The following is a 21,538-nucleotide window of genomic DNA, read 5'->3' as shown; positions in this document are numbered from 1 at the left end:
TCCTATCAGCTTAGAAAAAAGCTCTCATAATATCATTCCAGGTAACAGCAACCATTAAAACAAACATAATGGCCACTCCTGCTAAGGTAATGTAAGTCTCCGTTTCCCGTTTGATGGGTTTGCGGCGAATAGCTTCTATCACATTCATCAATATCTTGCCACCATCAAGGGCTGGAATCGGAATGAGATTAAAAATACCTAAGTTGATCGATAGCATAGCCATTAGATAAAGGACAGACTCAAGCCCATTTTGCGCTGCTTGATTGGACATTTGGTACATGGCCACAGGGCCTCCAAGCTTGTCTAAACTAAAACCAGTAATAAGATTTTTCAAGGCTACAACAATAATCAAAGCCCCATCTGCTGCCATCTTAAAACCGCCTAATAACTTGTCTTTTAAGCCTGTTTTGAGGGCTGTTTTTACGCCGAGAGCATATCTATTGCCTACCTTTTTAGGTTGAACAGCTACTGTTTTAACATGCCCGTCTGATTTGACTTTAATAGGAAGCTCCTGGTGCTTTTTAAAGCCTTTGGTTGATTTCAAGACAGCTTCTGATAAGTCATTCCAATTCTTCACTGGGTATTTCCCAACTTGGAGGATTTGATCATCTGTCTTGATCCCAGCCCTTGCGGCTGCCCCATTATCCACAACTCTGACATGGTTACTTGTAGGGTCAGCAGCTCCACCTTGAAGAAAAACAAAAAGTATAAAGACCACAATCCCTAGGATAAAGTTGTTCATAGGACCCGCAAAATTAGTTATTAAACGTCCCCAAATACTTGCATTTTGATATTGAACGTCTAAAGGAGCGATCCTAATTTCTGTACCATCTTCTTCAACAATAGTGGCATCATGATCAACCTGATAAGTCTTAGATTCATCAATGACCAAACCACTAATAGTGAGCTTGTCCTCTAGATCATAAGAGGTCACATTCATGGGAAGACTTGTTGGATCAACTTTATGAGAAGACAGGTTGATCCTTTTTACAAGACCAGCATCATTTAAAGTTAAACTTGCTGGAGTTCCTGTTTTGATCTCTGTTTTATCATCTCCCCAACCAGCCATACGGACATAGCCGCCCAAGGGCAAGATCCTGATGGTATAAAGGGTGCCTTCTTTGTCAACATGGGAAAAGATCTTTGGTCCCATGCCTATGGCAAATTCTCTGACAAGAATGCCAGATTTCTTGGCAAAATAGAAATGCCCAAATTCATGGACAACAACTAATATTCCAAAAATAATAATAAAGGTTAATAATCCTAACATAGATTTCCTTTCAGTCTATTCTTGTAATGTCGGTTAAAACAAACCGAATAAATGCATAATAGGAAAAACGAAAATCACTGAATCAAATCGGTCTAAAATCCCGCCATGGCCTGGAATTAACTTTCCAGAATCTTTGACACCAAAGTGTCTTTTAATTGAACTTTCTACCAAATCACCAAATTGTGCAAAGATGGAGAAAAAGACCACAAAGATTAACATGACTAAGAAATGATGAGGAGCATAGACAGACTTATCCACCAACATGAAAACAAAAGCAATAACTACTGCTGAAGCAATGCCTCCCAGGCTGCCTTCAATGGTCTTGTTGGGAGATACCCTCTCTAGTAATTTGCGTTTTCCAATCTGACGACCAATGAAATAAGCTCCCATATCTGTTGCCCAAACGATAAACAAGGCTAGGAGCACTTTGTCAATTCCTGACATCCTGGCATTAACCAGATTTTGAAAACCAATTCCCACATAGAGGCTTGAAGCAATAGGAAAAGCTGCATCATCAAAAGAGTAACGGTCACTGTTTAAGACTGTACCTGCTAAAATCAAAAAGACAATAAAAGCAAAGCAGGTCAAATTTCCATCAATGGGTAAGAAGGTTAAATAATTATCCATGGGAACAGTTAAGACAAAAGCTGCTAGCATGGCTAAAACACCTTCAAATGAAAAAATTTCTAATCTTTTCATTTTCATCATTTCGGATACACCAATCATGGCCAAGAGACCGACAAACAGTTGAAAAGGTAAATTGCCCATTATTAAAAAGGGTATGAAAATCAGTGCGGCAATAGCACCCCAGATAATACGTTCTTTCATTTACTACTCTCCTATACTCTACCGAAGCGTCTTTTACGGCGATTGTATTCCACTAGAGCCTCAATGAATTCTGACCTTCTAAAATCAGGCCAAAAAACGGGTGTGAAATAAAATTCGCTATAAGCTGATTGCCAAAGCAAGAAATTACTCAAACGCAACTCTCCACTTGTCCTAATAATCAAATCAGGATCCCTATAAAGATAAGGTAAGTGATCTGTCATTAAATAATTGGCAATTAAATCTTCTGTAATATCATCTGGGTTGAAGCTAGCTTCCAGCACATCCTGAGCAATCATTTTTACAGCATTTGTAATCTCTGAACGACCCCCATAGTTTAAGGCAAAGTTTAAAACCAGACCGGAATTTTTTCTTGTGGTTTCAATAGCGTCATTGAGTGCCTTCAAGGTTTCTTCTGGTAAGGCTTGGGTATCACCAATCATCTGAATACGTACATTGTTTTTCTTAAGCTCAGGGACATATTTATCAAAGAATTCTACGGGAAGATTCATAATAAAATTAACTTCTTCTCGAGGACGAGACCAATTCTCTGTGGAAAAAGCATAGACTGTTAAGACTTTTACACCATAGTCTGATGCCGTAATGGTTACTTCTTGAAGAGCATCCATTCCTGCCTTATGACCAAAAATCCTTGGTTGTAATCTTTTTTTTGCCCAGCGGCCATTTCCATCCATGATAATCCCTACGTGCTTTGGGACCTTTTCAATTTTGACATCTTTTGATTTTAATTTTAACTTAAACATTTTACTTCCTTATAGATAAGCATACTTACCTTTTATTCTACCATACTTCAGGCCATTTGACTTGTCTTTTATTACTGAAAACACGAAAAAGAGCTAGTTATGGGGAAAATAAACTGGATTTTCCCTTAACTAACTCTTTTTGCTTTTATATGTCAAAACTACTGTTACTTGCCTATAAAAGCCTAGTTTGAACTGATAGCTCCATCTTTTTCTTCTTGAGCTTCGATGGCTGTCTCAGCTTCTACATCAGTATCTGCAACTTTTGTAGGTTCAACTGCAGTTTCTTCAACAACAGGTATGCTTTCAGCTTCTGGCATGGTTTCATCAACTACTGGATTAGTTGGAGCACCAGTACTCGTGATAACACGTTTAATAGCTGATAATTCAAATGGTAAAAAGACACCATCTACATCTAAAACCACACGATTAGCTTCTTTGTCCACTTCGTCTACCAAAGCATACATGCCACCGATAGTTACAATTTCATCACCCTTTTGCAAAGTGTTCAATTGGTTTTGACGTTCCTGTGCTTGTTTCTTTTGTTGACGTTGCATGAAGAAAATTAAACCAATCATAACAACAAACATCAATATTGTAGATAAACCCATAATATCTCCTTTATATATAAAAGTCATGAATAACTATATCAAAATTAACCAGACATAGCAAGGAAAGTTCGCATTTCTCAACTAAAACGCAAGAAATTGTTTGATTTGGTCAATGGTCAATGAGGAATCACACTTGCTTTTAAGCTGCCCATCTTTACGAACCAGTAAGGCTGGTACAGTTTTTAATTGGTGCTTTCTTCTAAAACTTTGAATCTCTTCAAAGTCGGCTGACTCTTCTGTGTTCACATAGTAGGGCTGCTTTTTCTGATCAGCAAAAGCCTGTGCTAGCTTAGGGGCAAAGAGACGACAGTAAGGACAGCTCGGACGTCCTAAAAAGACGACCAGGTCTTCATCACTCGCCATTAAGCTACTTAAACGATCACTATCTATTTTTTCAAATGCTTTGACAGCTTCTTCAAATTCCAATCTTACAACTTCCTTTCTCATTTAAAAATAAGGTCATGTAAGCTTCACCTTCTTCTCATTGACAAAGATCAAGAAAAAGATCAGCTTGTCACTTTCCTTCTACTTTTTGTCTTCATAACCTTTTGGATGACTGGAGTGCCAGGTCCATGCACTTTCAATTATTTTTTGAATATTATCAAATTCTGGCTTCCAGCCTAGTAGTTGACGGGCCTTGCTTGAATCAGCAACCAAGATATCTGGATCTCCTGGACGTCTTGGGCCTACTTGGGAGGGTATGGATTTTCCTGTCACCTGACGGGCTACCTCTAAAATTTCTAGGTTTGAAAAGCCAGTTGATGAGCCCAAATTAAAGGCGGTAGAATCATTACCTTGACGCAAATAATCCAGTGCTAGGCTATGAGCCTGTGCCAAATCAAAGGGATGGACATAGTCACGTATATTTGTACCATCTGCTGTTTGATAGTCATCTCCAAAAATCGTGATCTTTTCTCGACTGCCTTGAGCTACCTGTAGAATAATAGGAATCAAATGGGTTTCTGGATGATGATCCTCTCCAATTGTCCCATCAGGCTTATCACCTGCAACATTAAAATAGCGAAGAGCTACGTATTTGATGCCATAGGCCTTGTCAGACCAAGTCATGATTCTTTCCATCATAAGCTTACTCTCCCCGTAAGGATTGATAGGCTCTTGCGGTGTGTTCTCTTTTATTGGCATTTCTTTTGGAATACCATAGGTGGCAGCGGTGGATGAAAAGATGATTTTCTTCACATCATATTCATTCATAACTTCAAGGAGTTTAATCATCCCAGATGTATTATTGTCAAAATACTTTAAAGGATCTTCCATTGACTCCCCAACTTGGGAATAGGCTGCGAAATGTATAAGGCTATCAATGTCTGGGTTTTCCTTGAAAACCTTTCGCATAAAGTATTGATCTGCAAGATCGCCCTGATAAAAGCGAGCAGCTTTATGTACAGCTTTTCTATGCCCTGTGACTAGGTTGTCAACAACAACGACAGTTTCCTTGTCCACTTCAATCAATCGATCGACCATGTGAGAACCAATGTAACCGGCTCCTCCCAAAACTAAAATTGCCACTAGAATTCTCCTTCTATACCAAGGCTATCAATAAAACGATCGAATGCTTGACGCCCTTCTTGGTTTACTTTATAGACACCAGCATCTTCTAAAACTCGGACAAAGACCTTAGCCACTTCTTTTTGGACCAGATTGTGTACCTCTTGCGCTTTAATATGCTGGCTTTCTTTAATCTGATCAGCCCAATCCTTATGATAGTCTGCAATCTTATTATACCTACCTAAGAGATAATTTTCAACTTCACGCAGTTCCTCTTTCAATCTTGCTGGTAAAATAGCCAAGCCCATCACTTCAATTAAACCAATGTTTTCCTTCTTAATATGGTGGAGCTCTGGATGAGGATGATAGACGCCATCTGGAAAGTCCTCGCTAGTGTGATTATCTCGTAAAACAATATCCAGTTCAAACTGTCCAGCTCTTTTTCTAGCAATTGGTGTTACAGTATGGTGTGCTGTCTCTCCACTATAGGCTACAATATCCACAGCTGGATCAGAATAGTCACGCCAGCTCAAACGAATTTTCTCTGCCAGCTCCACTAAGTGAACTTTATCAGTCCCCCTCAAACGAATAACTGACATTGGCCATTTGACTATAGCTGCCTCAATATCTTCAAAGCCCTTAAAGGTAAAACTTTTCTCAATATCAGCTAGGGCCATGGGAAATTCATGACGGCCCCCCTGATAATGATTGTGTGTCAGTATTGAGCCGCCCACTATAGGTAGATCAGAATTAGAGCCGACAAAGTAGCCAGGAAATTGCTCAACAATAGTCAAAAGCTGAGTAAAGGTGCTTTTACTAATAGCTAATGGTACATGCTCTGCATCCAAAAAGATACAATGTTCCTTAAAATAAGCATAGGGTGAGTACTGAAAGCCCCACTTTTGACCAGTCAATTCTATGGGTATAATCCGATGATTAGCGCGTGCAGGATGGTCAATACGCCCTTGATAGCCCTCATTTTCCATACATAATTGGCACTTGGGGTATGAAGAGGACTTGACTAACCTAGCAGCCGCAATGGCCTTTGGATCCTTTTCTGGTTTTGAAAGGTTGATAGTAACTTCCATATCACCATATTTGGAGGGACTTGTAAAGGCAATGTTTTTGGCAATAGCAGAGACTTTAATGTAGTCATTATCCTGACTAAGCTGGTAAAAATCAGCAATAGCCTTTTCCGGTGATTCCTGATAAGTTTGCCAAAAGGTGCGATTTAAGAGACTGGGAATCGGTGTGATAAAATTCATCAGCTCTGCTCCCAGACAGTCCTTTTCTTCTAAGAGGGGGCCTACCTTACCATTTTGCACAGCCACCTCTAGCAAGTGATCCTTCAAAGCAATGATATTACTTTCTTGACTAGGAATCTGAGATCCTTCTTCGCCAACTAAGGCCAATACTCTGTTGGTCAGGTAAATACGATCCTCTTCTTCATAGGAGGAGCGGGCAATAACAGCACTTACGAATTCATTAATTAAGGTCATAGTAGGTCTTTCTTTAGAGAGCATGTGCAGCTTGGGCAATTTCTGCTATATAAAAGGATGGGGCGTAGCCTATCACTTTAGTATAGGTCTGACCAACTGACTTTGTAAATTGATCAACCTTATCCTTTGAAACAATGGCAATAGCACAGCCACCAAAGCCTGCCCCAGTCATACGAGCTCCAAGAACACCCTCTTCTTGCCAGGCAGTGTGAACAAGTGTATCAAGCTCAATACCTGTCACCTCATAGTCATGTTCCAAAGAAATATGTGAGGCATTTATCAGACGGCCAAATTCTTCTAAGGCTCCTGATTCAAGGGCTTTCCTTGCCTTCAAGGTGCGTTGATTTTCTAGGACAGCATGCCGGGCACGTTTGATTCGATTAGCGTCTTTAATAAGATAGGCATACTGATCAAAGCTGTCTGCATCTAACTGACCCAGGGTCTCAATAGCTAGACCCTTATTTAATTCTTCTACTGCTTTTTCACATTCTAAACGGCGTTCATTATATTTAGAATCAGCAAGTTCACGCCTTTTATTTGTATTCATGATAACGATGACATTGTCTCCTAAATCAAGTGGTACAAGGTCATATTCCAGGCTATTGGTATCCAGATAGATGGCACATTTATTAGCTCCCATTCCGATGGCGAATTGATCCATGATACCTGAGTTTACGCCGATAAATTTATTTTCAGTTTCTTTGCCAATTTTCACCAGATCCAAGCGATCCAATGTCAAATCAAAGAGTTCTTCACAAATAATCCCAATCAGAAGTTCTAAGGAAGCAGAAGATGAAAGGCCGGCACCATTAGGAATATTACCATAAATATAAATGTCCATTCCCTTATCTATAGTATGTCCTGCTTCTTGCAAGAATTTGATGACACCTTTTGGATAATTGGTCCAATTGTCTTTTTTATCAAAAACCAGAGTCTTTAAATCCACTTCAACTATGCCTAAAGCTTTGAAATTCTCTGAATAAAAACGTAAGGTCTGATCACTGCGTTTTCTAGCTGCTCCGTAGGTTCCTAGGCTGATAGCTGCTGGAAAAACATGACCTCCATTATAATCTGTGTGTTCGCCAATCAGATTGATACGACCTGGTGAAAAAAAGAAGCCATCAGCTTCTTCCTGAAAAATGTCCTTGAATGCTGCCTGTAATTCTTGCTTTTTCATAATAGTCTCCTTACTAGTGATTACTATGATTCTATTGTAAGGTTAGAGATTTTTTTAGTCAATATTTTTACTAAAATTTTACTAAAACAAGTAGAATGCCTCTTTCCTATGCTATAATATAAGTATTTTAAAGATGAAAAGAGTTTATTATGGCAACTTTAAAAGACATTGCACAGTTGGCAAAGGTTTCGCAGGCAACGGTTTCTCGGGTACTTAACCAGGATGAGACTCTCTCTGTCAGTGAAGAAACAAGACATCGCATTTTAACCATCACAGATGAGCTGGGCTATTCTAAGCATCAAAAAGTGACCAATAGTCCAAAAATCAAGCAGAAAATTGCTATTTTTCAGTGGTACAGCCAGCAAGAAGAGCTCAATGATCTTTACTACTATTCTATCCGCATTGGAATTGAACAGAGGGCTCAAGAACTGGGTTATGACATTGTCCGCTTTTTTCAAAATGATCACTTGCTGTTAGATGATACTGTTGTTGGTATTATTGCTATTGGTAAATTTAGTTCCCTTCAAATTAAGCACCTAGAGGGCCTTAGTGAAAATCTGGTTTTCGTTGATTCTGATACTCTTAATAGGGGGCACCACTGTGTCACAACGGATTTTGACCATTCTGTTATGATGGTTCTTGATTACTTTTTATCCAAAGGACTTACTCAGATTGGCATGATTGCTGGCGAGGAAAAAACCAGTGATCAAGTAGAGCACCTTATTGACCAGCGTTTTCGTACCTTTCGTAATTATGCCTTTGAAAAGGGGATCTACCATTCCAAATATGTTTTTGTAGGTGACTTTTCAGCTGATTCAGGTTATCAACTGATGAAAGAAGCTATTACTAGCTTAGGAGACCAGCTCCCACAGGCCTTCTTTATTGCCAATGACAGCTTGGCTGTTGGGGCTTTACGTGCCCTCCAAGAAGCTGGTATTTCTGTGCCAGACCGCCTTAGCCTTATTAGCTTTAATGACACAGCAATCACCAAACAAGTTTTCCCTACACTAAGTAGCATCACCGTCTTTACCCAAGAAATGGGGGCAAGTGCAGTGGATATCTTAAACAAACAATTGATCCATCCAGGCAAATGCCTTACAATGACCAGGTTAGGAACCAAACTGACCCTGAGAGGCTCAAGTATTTAAAAAGAAAAGACCTACTGAAGAAAAACTCTTACTCCTAGCAAGGGGGGATTCCAAGCAGACAGACAAAAAAACCTTGATCATCCTAGTAAGTAGAATGACCAAGGTTATTTTTTTGGATGGCTTTAAAGGAAAAGAAAAATCAGTTAGTTTGTCTGTTTCTTAACACAAAAGGCATCCCAAGGCTTTAATTTTTTACTTGTAATAAAGGCTTCAACGTCAGTATTGCTAATGATGATTTCATCTTCACTGCTAATGGCATGGTCAAAGTCTTCTTCATTTTCTGAAAGATTGACGACTACCAGATAGCTGTCTTGGCCAAAGTTTCTTTGGTAGGCAAAAACATTATCAGCTGTTTCTAATAGTTCGAAATCAGCCTCTACCAACCAGTCTTGACTTTTTCTTAGATGGATCAGTTTTTGGTAGGTATAAAATAGTGACTCTTTATTAGCTAGTGCCTTTGCGACATTGATTTCCTTATAGTTAGGATTGACAGGCAGCCAGGTACTCCCAGCGTCAGAGAAACCAGCATTCTTTGAATCATCCCACTGCATAGGCGTTCTAGCATTATCTCTTCCTATATGGCGGATATTTTCCATGACGGTATCCATGGACACGCCTTCTTTTAAAGCTTCTTGAGCATAGCGGATTGACTCAATATCATTGACTTGTTCAAGGTTTTCAAAGGGGAAATTGGTCATCCCGATCTCTTCTCCTTGGTAAATATAAGGAGTCCCGCGCATGAGATGCAGTAAAATGGCAAAAGCTTTTCCAGATTTTTCACGCTTATCCTGATCATTTCCCCAGATAGAAAGAACTCTTGGCAGGTCATGATTATTCCAAAAGAGTGAATTCCACCCCTGGCCCGGCTTCAATTCTGTCTGCCATTTATTAAAAATCCTTTTCAAGGCAGCCACATCTAAGCTATCTGTGAAGTTCCATTTGGGCTGATTGGCCTTGTGTTGGAGGCCAATATGTTCAAATTGGAAAACCATTGACAATTCTTTGTTTTCTGGGCGTGAATATTGTCTTGCAATTTCAGGCGTTGCCCCCCAGGTCTCACCAACAGTCATAAGATCATGGCTGCCAAATGTTGCCTGGTTCATTTCCTTCAAATACTCATGCAGTTTTGGTCCATTCCCAGTAATCTCTTGATCAGGTAGCTTACCAATCAGATCAATAACATCCATTCTAAAACCACCAATGCCCTTAGCTATCCAAAAGTTCATCATGTCATAGATCTTTTGACGAAGATTAGGATTTTCCCAGTTCAAATCAGGCTGCTTTTTACTAAAAATATGTAGATAATACTGACCAGAACTCTCATCTAACTCCCAAGCTGAGCCTGAGAAGATCGACATGAGATTATTAGGTTGATCACGCCAAATATAAAAATCACGCTCAGGACTTTCAGGGTTCTCTCTTGCTTCAACAAACCAGGCATGCTCATCTGAGGTATGGTTAACTACTAAGTCCATCACAATTTTAATGCCACGTTGATTAGCTTCTTTAAGCAAATTATCCATATCAGACATATCTCCAAACATATCTGCTATGTTCTGATAATCTGAGATATCATAACCATTATCATCCATTGGAGATTGGTAGACAGGAGAAAGCCAGATAGCTGTGATTCCTAGTTCCTGCAAGTAGTCTAACTTACTTGTAATACCTTTTAAATCACCTATCCCCTTAGCACTTGAATCCCTGAATGATTTGGGATAAATTTGATAAATTGTTGCCTTATGCCACCAGTGTTTTTCCATTGTTCCCTCTTTCTTTATCTTTTCAAACAAAATCCTCAAAAGATTTATTTTGAGGATTTTTACTATTCTAGGAGAAGCCTATCCTAACGAATTGCTGCTTCTGTCTCAGGGTCAAAGAAATGACCTTTTGCCACGTTAAATGTCAAGCTCACTAACTCACCTGGATTATGGAAGTCACGCGCATCAACACGAGAAGCAAATTCCGTTTGACCTAACTTAACATACAACATTGTTTCTGAACCAAGTAGTTCTGATACTAAGACTTCTGCCTTAACATTAGCAGTTGGGAAGGTATCTTCTACAATTTGATTACTTGAAATATCCTCAGGACGAATACCGAAGGTTACTTTTTTACCCTTATAACCAGCTGCTTCCAGAATTTTTTCCTGACCTTCTGGAATAGCAATATCTAAGCCATCTTCGCTGGTGATCCGACCATCTTTAACAACCACTTCAAAGAAGTTCATTGAAGGGCTACCTATGAAGCCGGCAACAAATTTATTAGCAGGTTGATTGTACAACTCTTGAGGTGTACCCACTTGTTCAATTTTACCAACAGTACCATTACCTTGAGGATTTTTGGTTGCACTCATGATAACAATACGATCTGCCAGTGTCATAGCCTCTGTCTGGTCATGTGTAACGTAGATTGTGGTTGAACCAATACGACGGTGAATTTTAGCAATTTCAGCACGCATAGACACACGCAATTTAGCATCAAGGTTTGATAAAGGCTCATCCATCAAGAATACTTTAGCATCACGGACGATAGCACGTCCCATGGCAACACGCTGACGTTGTCCACCAGAAAGGTCAGCAGGTTTACGTTCTAAGAACTCTGTCAAACCAAGAATGCCTGCTGCTTCTTTAACACGTTGATCAATATCGGCTTTTTTGTATTTGCGTAGTTTTAAACCAAAGGCCATATTGTCATAAACGGTCATATGAGGATAGAGGGCATAGTTTTGGAAAACCATAGCAATATCACGATCCTTAGGAGACTTGTCATTGACTACTTCACCATCAATTTTAAGTTCACCTTCTGAAATGTCTTCAAGTCCTGCAATCATGCGCAAGGTTGTAGACTTACCGCAACCTGAAGGTCCAACAAAAACGATGAATTCCTTATCCTTGATATCCAAATCAAAATCTTCAACAGCGTAATGTGTTGTGTTAGGGTACATTTTATAAATGTGATTTAAATTTAATCCAACCATGCTTTACTCCTTAAATATGCCAGTTAATCCTTAGGAGGATACAACTGTAAACGTTTTATTATCTTGACTCTATTGTAGCAAAGTAAAGGCTTTCAAAAAATAGACAAGCCGCCCAAATTTCTTTGGGCAGCTTGCACAGACCTATTGTTTCAATAAAAATAAATAAGCAAAAGCCAAATCATCAAGGTTTTTTAAGTTGAGACCTGTTTGAGCTCGCAACTTATCCAACTTATATTGTAAAGAATTACGGTGAATATACAATTTTTGAGCCGCTTGAACCAGATTTCCATGAGAATTCCACATGCTTGTAATCACATCAGTAAGGTCGGGATTTTGAAGCATGTAGTGGTTAAATTGCATAGAAATAGCAGGTAGACTAAGATTATTAAGTAAAGACCAGAGCATGAGTTCTGAAAAACGCATCATCTTATTTTTACCTTTTTGGACAAAGTAGGCTGAAAATAGGGTGTTTTCTTCTTCAAAACATTCTCTAAGAGTAGAAAGAGGCAGGTTTTGCCACTCATTACCCACAAAAAAGGCCAAGGGCATGCCAAAATCACTTTCTAAGGTTGGTAAAAGTCCTTGTAAAATGCTAAAGCTATCCTTTTGAAGACTGATATCCGTCAGAATAACTGTCCGTTTTTGGCTAAGGGGAACAAGCTCTACCACATGTGGCAATACAGAGCTTAGAATCTGGATAAAGTCAGCTGCCAAGGGGCTTTGATGGTTGATATAAATGAACTGACAAGACTCGAGACCCTCTGGACTAGGACCCTTCTTGTCCACCAAATAGGAGTACCAGATAGAGCTTAATTTTCTATGATGATTAGTATCTACCGCAATCAAATCTAAGAGGGCTAATTCCCGTTGGCTTAATTTATCCTTTGGAAAATGAAGACAGGTCTCATCTTTTTCAACAGTAATCCATTCCTCGTCACTCATGGGAAAAGGACTAGCTTGCATTTCAGGAAAGTAATTTTCTAGTTCCATCTTATTTCCTTTCTCTTTTATGTTCTTCTTTAGTCATTATAACATAGACAAACACTTTCAAAAGATGGGACTTTTCTTGGCAGATCACTTCTGCAGTCCTCTTTTATTTTTTGGGAAATAAGGAAGGAAGATTAAACTGATAGCGAATAGTATAGGAAAGATCCTGGTTTTTGAGTAGGAAAGTATCCCCAAAATTTTCATGATTAATGGCATCTGGTAATGTCTGAGCTTCAAGAGCTAGGCCTTCATGTTTAAGATTGAAACGTTCCTTACTGCGTTCAAAAACGACTCCCTCCTCAGGGTAATTAAAACTGTAAACAACAATGGCATTTCTCTCTGAAAAAATAGAGACCTGATCACCACTGTCATTGTCCGTCAAAGTAGCTATAGGATCTTCCAGAGAACTCTTGACGAGAAAGGCATCATCTAGACCCCCAATATGTTCAATGCGCTTTTGCAGTGGACTTGCTATTCTAAAATCATAGGCCGTATCTTCAACTGGTAAAAAACGCCCTGTGGGAATCAAGTGCTCGTCCGTTTCAAGACGCTCATCGGCTGCAAGGTAAAGGCTATGGCTAGTCAAAGTCGCTTCTTTACTGAGATTAAAATAAGCATGACAGGTTGGATTGAAGAGAGTGTCATGATTAGCCTGAAAAGCTCGATAAGTCACACTTAGACTATTATCATTAGCCAATCGATAGACCGCTTGGACAGTCATATCTGCTGGAAAACCATCCACTTCTTCCTTGGCTCTATAGGAAAAGGTCAGTTCAAGAAAATCATCGGTTTGTCTGCTATCAAAATCCCAGTTTTGCCTATGAAAACCTTCTGGTCCACCGTGGAGACAATTGGAAAAGTTATTCTGGGGTAACTGGTAAGTCTTCCCAGATAGGGTCACCTGTCCCTTGCCTATTCTTCCAGCCACACGACCAATAGATTGACCAGCACAAATGTTATTAGCTAGGTAATCACTGGCTTTTTCATGACCAAGAACTAAATTCTTATAGCTTCCGTCATTTTGTGGCACAAGGTATGCCTGCCAGGTCGCTCCAAGTGTCAAAAATCTTGCTTGGACACCTTGGTTATTGATCAGGCTAATCTGACTAACTTCTTCTCCATCAATTACTTTAGATACTATCTTCATAAAAACGACTTTCTCTGCCTTTCTATTCTTTTTTAAAACGCTTTCTTACCCTTATTTTACTCTTTCTAAGGATATTAATAAAGAACTAAAATCACTCAGTCCTTTAAAAAGATAGCCTCCAAGCACTTTAACTTGGCAAAAGCCTTTAGACCAGTAAGAATTAACAGATATAAAGGCACTTTCTTGGCAAATGAAGCTATAGCTGATAAGCATTAATATTAATAGACAAAATTTTCTGTTTTATGAGTTTTTGCCAGCATAGTCTGGTAAATAGGTGACAGCTTCATTAGTTCCTGGTGCTGTCCTAGGCTTTCTACCTGTCCCTGATCCAAGACAATAATTTGATCAGCATTTTCAATTGATTTTAGACGGTGAGATACTGTTATAACTGTTTTATCCTTGATTAAGCGGCTGATACTTTTTTGGATAGCCATTTCATTTTCCACATCTATGGAAGCCGAAATTTCATCTAATAAAATAACAGGGGCATCCTTCAAGAATGCTCTAGCTATAGAAATCCGTTGACGTTCCCCACCAGACAACTTAGAACCATTTTCACCGATAACTGTTTGATAGCGCTCAGGTAAGTTCTCAACAATCTTATCAACATTAGCTAGTTTAGCAGCTCTTAGAACTTCCTCATCGCTGGCAGATTTCCGACCAACCCTTATATTTTCTAAAATACTGGTATTAAAGAGTTCGGTCTCTTGAAAGACAATCGAAATCTTATCATAAAGACAGGCTGTATCCATCTTCTTAATATCAACTCCCCCCAGACTAATAAGACCACTATCATAATCATAGAGTCGGGATAAGAGCCGTAAAACAGTGGTCTTTCCACAACCAGAAGGTCCAACTAAGGCTGTTACTTGTCCCTGTTTAGCTGTGAAAGTAAGATCCCTAATAACTTCTTGATCACCGTAAGCAAAATGAACACCTTGACAAGTAAAGTCGTAATTTTCCAACTGATAGTCTTGCCCTTCTTGAACAGGCTGGGCATAGAGGTCTCTAACCCGCTTGAAACTATCTTTAAAATAGAAGATCATTTTAAGAAAGTCACTTAAAATACCATACTGGGTGGCTAAAGCCGTTGCCGCCATCAAATAACCAATATAGTAAAGTAAAGTGATTTGATGGGAATGCAATAAATCAACACCGACTGTAGCTGTTAAAACTGGTGCCAAGTAAGGCAGCAAGCTAATCAGAGTAGAAAGAACAGCCATGGGCATATCAGAAGTGAAATGGATCTTTTCAGTATCGCTTAATTTTTTTAAGAGTTCCTTTTCAGTAGATTCTTGCAAAGAGTAACTTTTTATTTCCTTTTGCAGTTCAAAGGCTTCTTGAAAAGCATCGGCATTCTCTAGTAGACGCTGATAATACTGTGAAATCAGATAGGTTTGTAAGTTGCGGGTCAGTAGCATGATCAGTAAAGTTAGCCAAATGGGGCCCACCACAGTCAATCCTAAGCTTAGGTTATTCCAAAGAAGTAAGAAAGTCACAAGTACTAAAAAGCCTATAAAGCCCATTGACTGCGCTAAGGCATGAGAAATCGTCATCTCAATATTATTGACGTCCATCATAATTGTTTGTGACAGGTCAGTAAGGTTATGTTTTGAAAAATAAGATAAAGGCAGTGCTCTTATTTTATCTGCTAAGTTGATTCGTAAACGAACACTCTCTTTATAGGTGACATCATAGTTGAGACCATATTCTCTATATAATATAAGAAAGATCAGACAGCTAATGCCCAATAAAATAGCCAGATACAGCTGTAATCCTTTTAATTGATGGCTTAACATATCCTGTAAAAAAGAAAAAACTAAGATGACAGGAAACATAAAGCTAATAAATTTCAGCAGGGACCAAAATGCAGCCTTGAAGACATTGTTAATACCTTGGTCTGTCAGAGAAAAATAGTTTTGTATTTTAGCCTTCATTTGCTATCCTCCATTCATTAGCCTGTGCATACAAATCCTGTAATTTCTGATATTTACCCTTAGCTGCATATAGGCTAGCATGCTGGCCTCGTTCAATAACCTTTCCATGATCAATAACCAAAATCTCATCTACATTTTTGATACTTGGTAATCGGTGGGCTATCATAATAACTGTTTTATCCTTCATCAAAGCTTCAAAGGCCCTTTGGATTTCATATTCATTTTCAGGGTCACTGGCAGCACTTGCTTCATCCAGTATTAGAATTGGTGCATTTTTAAGAATGGCTCTGGCAATAGCAATACGTTGTTTTTCACCACCAGATAAGTGGACTCCCTGACTACCAATAACAGTCTCTTCTCTTGTCTCAAACTTAGCCAATATACTGTCACATCTTGCTAGACTAAGAGCTTCTAATACCTCTTCTCGGCTAGCCTTTGGCCTTGCTAGCTGGACATTTTCAAATATAGTGGTCTTGAAGAGTTTGGCATCTTGAAAAACAAAGGCAATGGATTCTTCTAAAGTTTTAGCTGTGTAATCACTGATGTCGTAACCACCAATCTTTAACTGTCCTTTATTAATAGGATAAAAGCCAGAAATCAATTTAGCTATTGTTGATTTACCAGATCCTGACGAACCGACAAAAACATAGGTCTTCTTTTCTTCCAAATAGAGATCCAAGTCTTGAATAACAGGTAAACCTTTCTCATACTCAAAGCTAACCTGAGAAAAACTAATGGAATAATTAGGCATATGGTCACGATTCCCATAGCTTAACTGGTCTTTATCCATTTCTACAAATAGACCTTCCAGTTTATCAATAGCATCCTTTGCCAGTTGAAAATCTTTACTAAAAAGCATGATTTTTGAAAAGGCTGTGCCTAATAAGGCTGAAAAGGTCATAAAGAAGACAACTAAACTAATAAGCTCACCACTCCTAGCAAGGTTCCATTGGCTGTAGGCGTAGACAATAACCAGGGAGCCAAAAGACATGGTCAGAGTTTGAAAGAGGGTAAAAGGAAGTTTACAATCCTGACATTGTTTATTAACAACTTTTGCATAGTGAACAATAGCCGTATAAAGCTTGTCAAAGGATTCAATGACCACCCCAAAAATCTTGATTACTTGGATTCCTCTGACGTACTCAACAGTTTCAGAATTAATATCTTCTAGACCTCGCATATAATCTTCCATCATATTTGGGTCACTATACATAAATTTAAAGCATAAAAGAGACAAAGCAATGGTTACAAGAACCAATAAGCCCAGCATCCAGTTAGCTACAAAAGCTAAAATCAGTAAACCTATAGGAAACAAGAAGGCATTTACAGCATCCGGCAAGAGATGTGCAATGACTGTATGGGTATTTGAAGCATTGTCATCAATAATTTTTCTGACCTTGCCAGATGATTCCTTATCAAAGAAGGAAAAGGAAGCCCCAAGCAAATGCTTTAACCCTTCTTTTCGCATATTACTTTCCAGGCGAAAAGCATAGATATGACTGCATATTAAGGACAAGAGATAGGTTAGAGAGTAAAGTACAGTTGCTAGAAAGATTAAAAAAGATAAGTGTCTAATGTGGTCAGCTTGATTGCTGCTTGTTACTTCTTTTAAGAGCTGCCAAAAATAATAATAGGGAAGAAAGGAAAAAAGGGTTGCTAAGGCTGATAAAATCAAAGAAGCGATCATAGCTAGTCTTTTTTCTCTAGCATAAGCAAATAATCCTTTAAAAGTGTCCATCATTTCCCTCCTGGAGATGTTTTTTCAAGATAAGATATCCCAGATAAACACCAGCAAAGGCTAGGATAAAAACAATGGCACTAGAAGCAAAGCCCCATAGTCCAGAAGTGTATTTGATGTACTGATCCATGTCTGCTGCACTTTGTCCTCTTTTTATCCAGTCTTCTCGGTACTGACTAACAAAAAATAAAGAAGGAATAATAGCTCCCAAGGCTTGTCCCAAATGCATTAGGCCAGAGGCTAAAGCTAACTTGAAAAGACTAAATTTGCCAGATCCTGATACAAGTAGGTCTGCCAGCACAGCCATTATCAAAGAAGATAAAAGCCATGGGAGATAGCCACCACCCATCAAGGTGAAAACAGCCATTATTAGAGCTGTCATCAGTGTCAATTGCCACATCTTGCCTACTTTTTTAGAGAGGAAGTAAAGAACAGGCCCTGCAAGAAAGGCGCAAAGTCCTGGGCTAATGGCGTGACCAAAGGCTCCTAAGGGGGCACTAAGGGGTACAATGATAAAATAAATGAGCATATAAACGGCAGTTAATAAGGCAATTAAAAGAAAATCTTTAAGTTTAAGTTGTTTTGTCATAATGTTCCTCCATTTGTTTAAATATATTATCTAAGTTTTCAACCTGATCACTAGTCAGGTAAAAATCTTTTTCTAAGCTATGATTGTGAATAAAGATGATACGGTCAGTTACTTGCCGAATGAATTCATAGTCATGAGAAATGAGAATAATGGTTTTCTCTGACTTTAGTTCCTTCAAATAGGCCATCACGTTTTCCATGTTAGCCTTATCCATCCCACTGGTCGGCTCGTCCATGATAATAATAGGGCGATCACTAACCAAAGCAATGGCTAATTGTAAAGCTTGTTTCTGACCACCACTTAATAAATGTGGGTGCTTGTTGGCATATGCTTCTAGGCCAACTGCTTTTAAGGCTTCTAGATTCCTTTTGTGATTGGAGCAGGAAATCTCAAGCTCTTTTAAACAGGTCGCTCCAAATAACTGAAAATCTGCATCCTGCATAAGATATAAGGGTTGGCTGCTACTTTCAATCTGGCCCTCATCTGCCTTTATTAGCTGGCACATTAAGCGAGCTAAAGTCGTTTTACCAGCCCCATTGACACCTAGAATGGTCGTCACCTGAGACTGATGAAAGCTAAGTGTAATATGCTTCAAGATAGACTGATAAGTCACATCTTTTAGTGAAAGGCTGGGATCTGGCCTGCTAACAATTTCTCTGTCAGGATAATCTCTAGTGAACAGGTCAAAGCGTCGCTCTCTGTCTGCTTTTCTTTCAAAGAAAACTGAGCCAGGAACTTCACTGATACTTCTATTTTCCATGAGCCAAACCTTATCTACTAAACCAGTTAAGTAAAAGGGCCGATGATCCGCCACAATAATGGTTTTTCCAAGGCTCTTCAAAGTCTGTAATTCTTTTTTTAAACGCATGGTGTTACCATAATCAAGGTTGGCAGAGGGTTCATCAAAGATTAAGACCTGTGGCTCCATCATTAGGACAGAAACAAGAGCCAGATACTGGCGCTCTCCAGAAGATAAGGACAAGATATCATGGTCAAGATAGGCTGATAGACCAAAGCGCTGACTGAGCTCCTGCAATCTTTTTTCCATTTGTGAATAGCTGAGCCCAAAGTTTTCCATCTCAAAGACCAATTCTGAGGTGCTATTATTAGTAAAAAATTGGCTGCGCGGATTCTGAAATACACTTCCAATAAGCTGGCTTCTAAGATATATTTCCGGGTACTCATTTCCGTCAAGAAAAAGTTGACCAGATAAATCACCTTCAATAACTTCTGGAATACTGCCATTTAGAATATTAAGCAGAGTTGACTTGCCCGACCCACAGGATCCTGTTAAGAAGATCAACTGCCCAGCCTCCGTTGAAAAAGTTAGATCTTCTAAGGATGAACTTCTCTCACAAGCATAAGTAAAGCTGAGCTTATTAGCATCAATTAGTTTTTTGTTCATAGTTGACCTCCAATGATTAGGGCATATCCTCCAATAAAGACAAGACCCACCAAGAAATCAAGCAAGGTCCAAGATTGATCAAAGTAAGAGGTCCTCTTAGCTGGAGCACTTATTCCCTTTGTTAAACAGGCAATGGTCAATTCATTACTCAAGTTCAGACAACGAAATAATTGAGGAACCAACAAATATTCAAAACTTCTTATGGGGTGTTTGAGAGAAAAGGTTACTCCTCGAACTGCCATAGCTTCTTTAATCAAACGAAATTCAGTTCTAAAACAGGACATATAGCGGATGGTAACCATCAATCCAATGATGAACAATTTGGGAAATCTTAATTTTTGAAGGGCAGATAAAATTTCTGAAGTATTGTACTCACTACACAAAAGCCAGGCCATCAAGATACAAGGCAAAAATAGCAAGGTCATCCGAAACATTGTAAGTAATAAGCCCAAACTATAAATCAGCGACAAAGCATATAAGCTGAAAAAAGCAAACAAGAAAAGCAGGGCCTTTAAAAGCTTCCCAAAAGCCCTAGAAAAGATAAAGAGTAAAAGGCAAAGAATGATAGAAAAATAGTGACCCTTTTGACTTGGAAAAAAGGTATTAATAAGTGGGATTAAAAAGTTTAGCAAGATAATAGTCAAAGCCGATAAGTGCCTCTGACAGTGCTTAGTCGTTTTTGGCTTAATTGAGTACAGTTTTAATCATCTCCTTCAGGTAAGCTTTGTTCTCTCGAAAGAGGCTAGCTGCCTCCAGTAAATGGCAACCTAAAATCAAACTATTTATCACTTCTGTTAACAAGATTTGCCTTTGTCTGCCTTCTTTAGAAGATGAAGCAAAGCTTGGAATCAGCTGGGAGAAATCTTTAAGAGACTCTTGAACAAGTTTTTTATAAATATGATTTAAATTAGGGTTAAACCTTTTTTCCGATAAAAAAATAGCATAGAGATCCATCAATTCATTCTGATCAATAATCTTTTCTACAATAACCTCTGAGAAAAGCTCAGGATCAGACAGATCTGCCCAAGTTAGCTGATGATCTAAGAGATACTGATCAATAAGATCTAGACGATAATGTTGTCCTTTGATAAAGAGAGCCAACATAATATCATCTGTACTTTTATAGTAATGGTAAAAACCTCCCTTAGATAAACTTGTTTCCTTGATAATATCTTCCATACTAGCTTTTGAAAAGCCTTTTTTCAGAAAAACTTTCATGGCCGCTTGATGAATTTCTTCTAAGCGAACCTCTGTAGATTTACGTGTTATCACTTAATCCTCCTTACCGACGCAAAAGTATATAACTCATCATATACCTGACACTTATTTTTGTCAAGTAAGCTTAATTTAAAAATTAAGTTATTATAAATTCTTTAATAAAAAATAGCTAGGAGCAATTTCTATACTCCTAACTATTTATCATTTAAGATAAGGTCTATCTTTTGTCCAAGTCTTCTTTTAAGTGCAAGCCAAGTAAACTATTAAGCTTTTACCGATTCTTGCTATCTAAGATAATGGTGACTGGTCCATCATTAACAAGGCTTACCTGCATATCTGCACCAAATTGTCCTTTTTGAACAGGGCAGTGGGCTGATAGGGCCTGATTAAAGTTGTCATAGATTTGTCTGGCCAATTCCGGACTGGCTGCCCCCGTAAAAGCTGGTCGCTTGCCTTTTTTGGTATTAGCATAGAGGGTGAATTGTGAAATGGATAAGATACTTCCCTTAACATCCTGAACAGATAGGTTCATCTTATCCTGATCATCTGAAAAGATCCGCATGTTAACAATTTTTCCTACCATGTAATCCACATCTTCTTGCTTGTCCTCAGGACCCACACCCACTAGTAGCATTAGCCCCTTTTCAATAGCGCCAACTATTTGAGAATCAATGGAGACACTTGCTTTACTGACCCTTTGTATAATAATTTTCACTCTTCATATTCCCTTCTAACTGTCT

20 protein-coding genes are annotated in these 21,538 nt (G+C 38.7%); 1 reads left to right on the top strand and 19 read right to left on the bottom strand.

Annotated features, from left to right (window positions below):
• Positions 1-10: 10 nt before the first annotated feature.
• The 8 genes from rseP to HBN42_RS08325 all read right to left on the bottom strand — a co-directional run bounded on the left by rseP (position 11) and on the right by HBN42_RS08325 (position 7,649).
• Entirely contained in the window at positions 11-1,270 is a 1,260-nt protein-coding gene (rseP, locus tag HBN42_RS08360; RefSeq protein WP_165994593.1) for an RIP metalloprotease RseP, read from the bottom strand.
• 33 nt (positions 1,271-1,303) lie between these two features.
• Positions 1,304-2,098 (bottom strand): phosphatidate cytidylyltransferase, encoded by a 795-nt coding sequence (locus HBN42_RS08355; RefSeq protein ID WP_165994592.1) that lies wholly within the window; start codon positions 2,096-2,098, stop codon positions 1,304-1,306.
• Between the two features lie 11 nt (positions 2,099-2,109).
• A complete protein-coding gene (locus HBN42_RS08350; protein WP_165994591.1) occupies positions 2,110-2,859 on the bottom strand; it encodes an isoprenyl transferase in 750 nt (249 codons plus the stop codon).
• 182 nt (positions 2,860-3,041) lie between these two features.
• Positions 3,042-3,467 (bottom strand): preprotein translocase subunit YajC, encoded by a 426-nt coding sequence (gene yajC / locus HBN42_RS08345; protein WP_165994590.1) that lies wholly within the window; start codon positions 3,465-3,467, stop codon positions 3,042-3,044.
• 81 nt (positions 3,468-3,548) lie between these two features.
• Positions 3,549-3,893 (bottom strand): DUF6568 family protein, encoded by a 345-nt coding sequence (locus HBN42_RS08340; protein WP_235925347.1) that lies wholly within the window; start codon positions 3,891-3,893, stop codon positions 3,549-3,551.
• 99 nt (positions 3,894-3,992) lie between these two features.
• Positions 3,993-4,994: a UDP-glucose 4-epimerase GalE gene (gene galE / locus HBN42_RS08335; RefSeq protein ID WP_165994588.1), complete on the bottom strand. Its 1,002-nt coding sequence runs from the start codon at positions 4,992-4,994 to the stop codon at positions 3,993-3,995.
• Positions 4,994-6,472 (bottom strand): UDP-glucose--hexose-1-phosphate uridylyltransferase, encoded by a 1,479-nt coding sequence (gene galT / locus HBN42_RS08330; protein ID WP_165994587.1) that lies wholly within the window; start codon positions 6,470-6,472, stop codon positions 4,994-4,996. The genes galE and galT overlap by 1 nt, the downstream gene beginning before the upstream one ends.
• 13 nt (positions 6,473-6,485) lie before the next feature.
• Positions 6,486-7,649 carry a galactokinase gene (locus tag HBN42_RS08325; RefSeq protein ID WP_165994586.1) on the bottom strand — a complete coding sequence of 388 codons (1,164 nt, stop codon included), beginning with the start codon at positions 7,647-7,649 and terminating at the stop codon, positions 6,486-6,488.
• 149 nt (positions 7,650-7,798) lie between these two features.
• On the opposite strand from HBN42_RS08325, the gene HBN42_RS08320 reads away from it, so the two are divergent.
• Positions 7,799-8,797, top strand: coding sequence for a LacI family DNA-binding transcriptional regulator (locus HBN42_RS08320; protein ID WP_165994585.1), 999 nt, complete (start codon positions 7,799-7,801; stop codon positions 8,795-8,797).
• A 143-nt stretch (positions 8,798-8,940) separates the two neighbouring features.
• Here HBN42_RS08320 and HBN42_RS08315 read toward each other — a convergent pair whose 3' ends face one another.
• The 11 genes from HBN42_RS08315 to dtd all read right to left on the bottom strand — a co-directional run bounded on the left by HBN42_RS08315 (position 8,941) and on the right by dtd (position 21,513).
• Positions 8,941-10,560 carry a glycoside hydrolase family 13 protein gene (locus HBN42_RS08315; protein ID WP_165994584.1) on the bottom strand — a complete coding sequence of 540 codons (1,620 nt, stop codon included), beginning with the start codon at positions 10,558-10,560 and terminating at the stop codon, positions 8,941-8,943.
• A gap of 83 nt (positions 10,561-10,643) precedes the next feature.
• Complete coding sequence (locus HBN42_RS08310; RefSeq protein WP_165994583.1) at positions 10,644-11,777, bottom strand: ABC transporter ATP-binding protein; 1,134 nt, start codon at positions 11,775-11,777, stop codon at positions 10,644-10,646.
• Between the two features lie 141 nt (positions 11,778-11,918).
• Positions 11,919-12,767: a helix-turn-helix domain-containing protein gene (locus HBN42_RS08305; protein WP_165994582.1), complete on the bottom strand. Its 849-nt coding sequence runs from the start codon at positions 12,765-12,767 to the stop codon at positions 11,919-11,921.
• Between the two features lie 103 nt (positions 12,768-12,870).
• Positions 12,871-13,911, bottom strand: coding sequence for an aldose epimerase family protein (locus HBN42_RS08300; RefSeq protein ID WP_165994581.1), 1,041 nt, complete (start codon positions 13,909-13,911; stop codon positions 12,871-12,873).
• A 218-nt stretch (positions 13,912-14,129) separates the two neighbouring features.
• On the bottom strand, positions 14,130-15,848 hold the full coding sequence (locus HBN42_RS08295) for an ABC transporter ATP-binding protein (RefSeq protein ID WP_165994580.1): 1,719 nt from the start codon (positions 15,846-15,848) through the stop codon (positions 14,130-14,132).
• Entirely contained in the window at positions 15,838-17,586 is a 1,749-nt protein-coding gene (locus HBN42_RS08290; RefSeq protein ID WP_165994579.1) for an ABC transporter ATP-binding protein, read from the bottom strand. Before HBN42_RS08290 ends, HBN42_RS08295 begins: the two co-directional genes overlap by 11 nt.
• On the bottom strand, positions 17,573-18,175 hold the full coding sequence (locus tag HBN42_RS08285; protein ID WP_165994578.1) for an MptD family putative ECF transporter S component: 603 nt from the start codon (positions 18,173-18,175) through the stop codon (positions 17,573-17,575). Before HBN42_RS08285 ends, HBN42_RS08290 begins: the two co-directional genes overlap by 14 nt.
• Positions 18,159-19,580, bottom strand: coding sequence for an ABC transporter ATP-binding protein (locus tag HBN42_RS08280; RefSeq protein WP_165994577.1), 1,422 nt, complete (start codon positions 19,578-19,580; stop codon positions 18,159-18,161). The genes HBN42_RS08285 and HBN42_RS08280 overlap by 17 nt, the downstream gene beginning before the upstream one ends.
• Entirely contained in the window at positions 19,577-20,224 is a 648-nt protein-coding gene (locus tag HBN42_RS08275) for an energy-coupling factor transporter transmembrane component T family protein (RefSeq protein ID WP_268895599.1), read from the bottom strand. The genes HBN42_RS08280 and HBN42_RS08275 overlap by 4 nt, the downstream gene beginning before the upstream one ends.
• 40 nt (positions 20,225-20,264) lie before the next feature.
• Positions 20,265-20,852: a TetR/AcrR family transcriptional regulator gene (locus tag HBN42_RS08270; protein WP_165994576.1), complete on the bottom strand. Its 588-nt coding sequence runs from the start codon at positions 20,850-20,852 to the stop codon at positions 20,265-20,267.
• A 217-nt stretch (positions 20,853-21,069) separates the two neighbouring features.
• Positions 21,070-21,513 carry a D-aminoacyl-tRNA deacylase gene (dtd, locus tag HBN42_RS08265; protein WP_165994575.1) on the bottom strand — a complete coding sequence of 148 codons (444 nt, stop codon included), beginning with the start codon at positions 21,511-21,513 and terminating at the stop codon, positions 21,070-21,072.
• Between the last annotated feature and the right edge of the window lie 25 nt (positions 21,514-21,538).

The organism is Streptococcus catagoni, from assembly GCF_011421425.1.
GTDB lineage: Bacteria > Bacillota > Bacilli > Lactobacillales > Streptococcaceae > Streptococcus > Streptococcus catagoni.
The sequence above is the reverse complement of the archived record's forward strand: the minus strand, read 5'-3'. Positions and strand labels throughout refer to the sequence as shown.

What these genes read in the sequence shown, in the direction of transcription:
- HBN42_RS08310 (WP_165994583.1), bottom strand. Translation starts at nt 11,777, where the DNA reads ATGGTTGGATTAAATTTAAATCACATTTATAAAATGTACCCTAACACA.
- HBN42_RS08305 (WP_165994582.1), bottom strand. Translation starts at nt 12,767, where the DNA reads ATGGAACTAGAAAATTACTTTCCTGAAATGCAAGCTAGTCCTTTTCCC.
- HBN42_RS08290 (WP_165994579.1), bottom strand. Translation starts at nt 17,586, where the DNA reads ATGGACACTTTTAAAGGATTATTTGCTTATGCTAGAGAAAAAAGACTA.
- HBN42_RS08280 (WP_165994577.1), bottom strand. Translation starts at nt 19,580, where the DNA reads ATGAACAAAAAACTAATTGATGCTAATAAGCTCAGCTTTACTTATGCT.
- HBN42_RS08325 (WP_165994586.1), bottom strand. Translation starts at nt 7,649, where the DNA reads ATGAAAAAGCAAGAATTACAGGCAGCATTCAAGGACATTTTTCAGGAA.
- galT (WP_165994587.1), bottom strand. Translation starts at nt 6,472, where the DNA reads ATGACCTTAATTAATGAATTCGTAAGTGCTGTTATTGCCCGCTCCTCC.
- HBN42_RS08355 (WP_165994592.1), bottom strand. Translation starts at nt 2,098, where the DNA reads ATGAAAGAACGTATTATCTGGGGTGCTATTGCCGCACTGATTTTCATA.
- rseP (WP_165994593.1), bottom strand. Translation starts at nt 1,270, where the DNA reads ATGTTAGGATTATTAACCTTTATTATTATTTTTGGAATATTAGTTGTT.
- yajC (WP_165994590.1), bottom strand. Translation starts at nt 3,467, where the DNA reads ATGGGTTTATCTACAATATTGATGTTTGTTGTTATGATTGGTTTAATT.
- HBN42_RS08295 (WP_165994580.1), bottom strand. Translation starts at nt 15,848, where the DNA reads ATGAAGGCTAAAATACAAAACTATTTTTCTCTGACAGACCAAGGTATT.
- HBN42_RS08285 (WP_165994578.1), bottom strand. Translation starts at nt 18,175, where the DNA reads ATGACAAAACAACTTAAACTTAAAGATTTTCTTTTAATTGCCTTATTA.
- HBN42_RS08300 (WP_165994581.1), bottom strand. Translation starts at nt 13,911, where the DNA reads ATGAAGATAGTATCTAAAGTAATTGATGGAGAAGAAGTTAGTCAGATT.
- HBN42_RS08320 (WP_165994585.1), top strand. Translation starts at nt 7,799, where the DNA reads ATGGCAACTTTAAAAGACATTGCACAGTTGGCAAAGGTTTCGCAGGCA.
- HBN42_RS08315 (WP_165994584.1), bottom strand. Translation starts at nt 10,560, where the DNA reads ATGGAAAAACACTGGTGGCATAAGGCAACAATTTATCAAATTTATCCC.
- HBN42_RS08350 (WP_165994591.1), bottom strand. Translation starts at nt 2,859, where the DNA reads ATGTTTAAGTTAAAATTAAAATCAAAAGATGTCAAAATTGAAAAGGTC.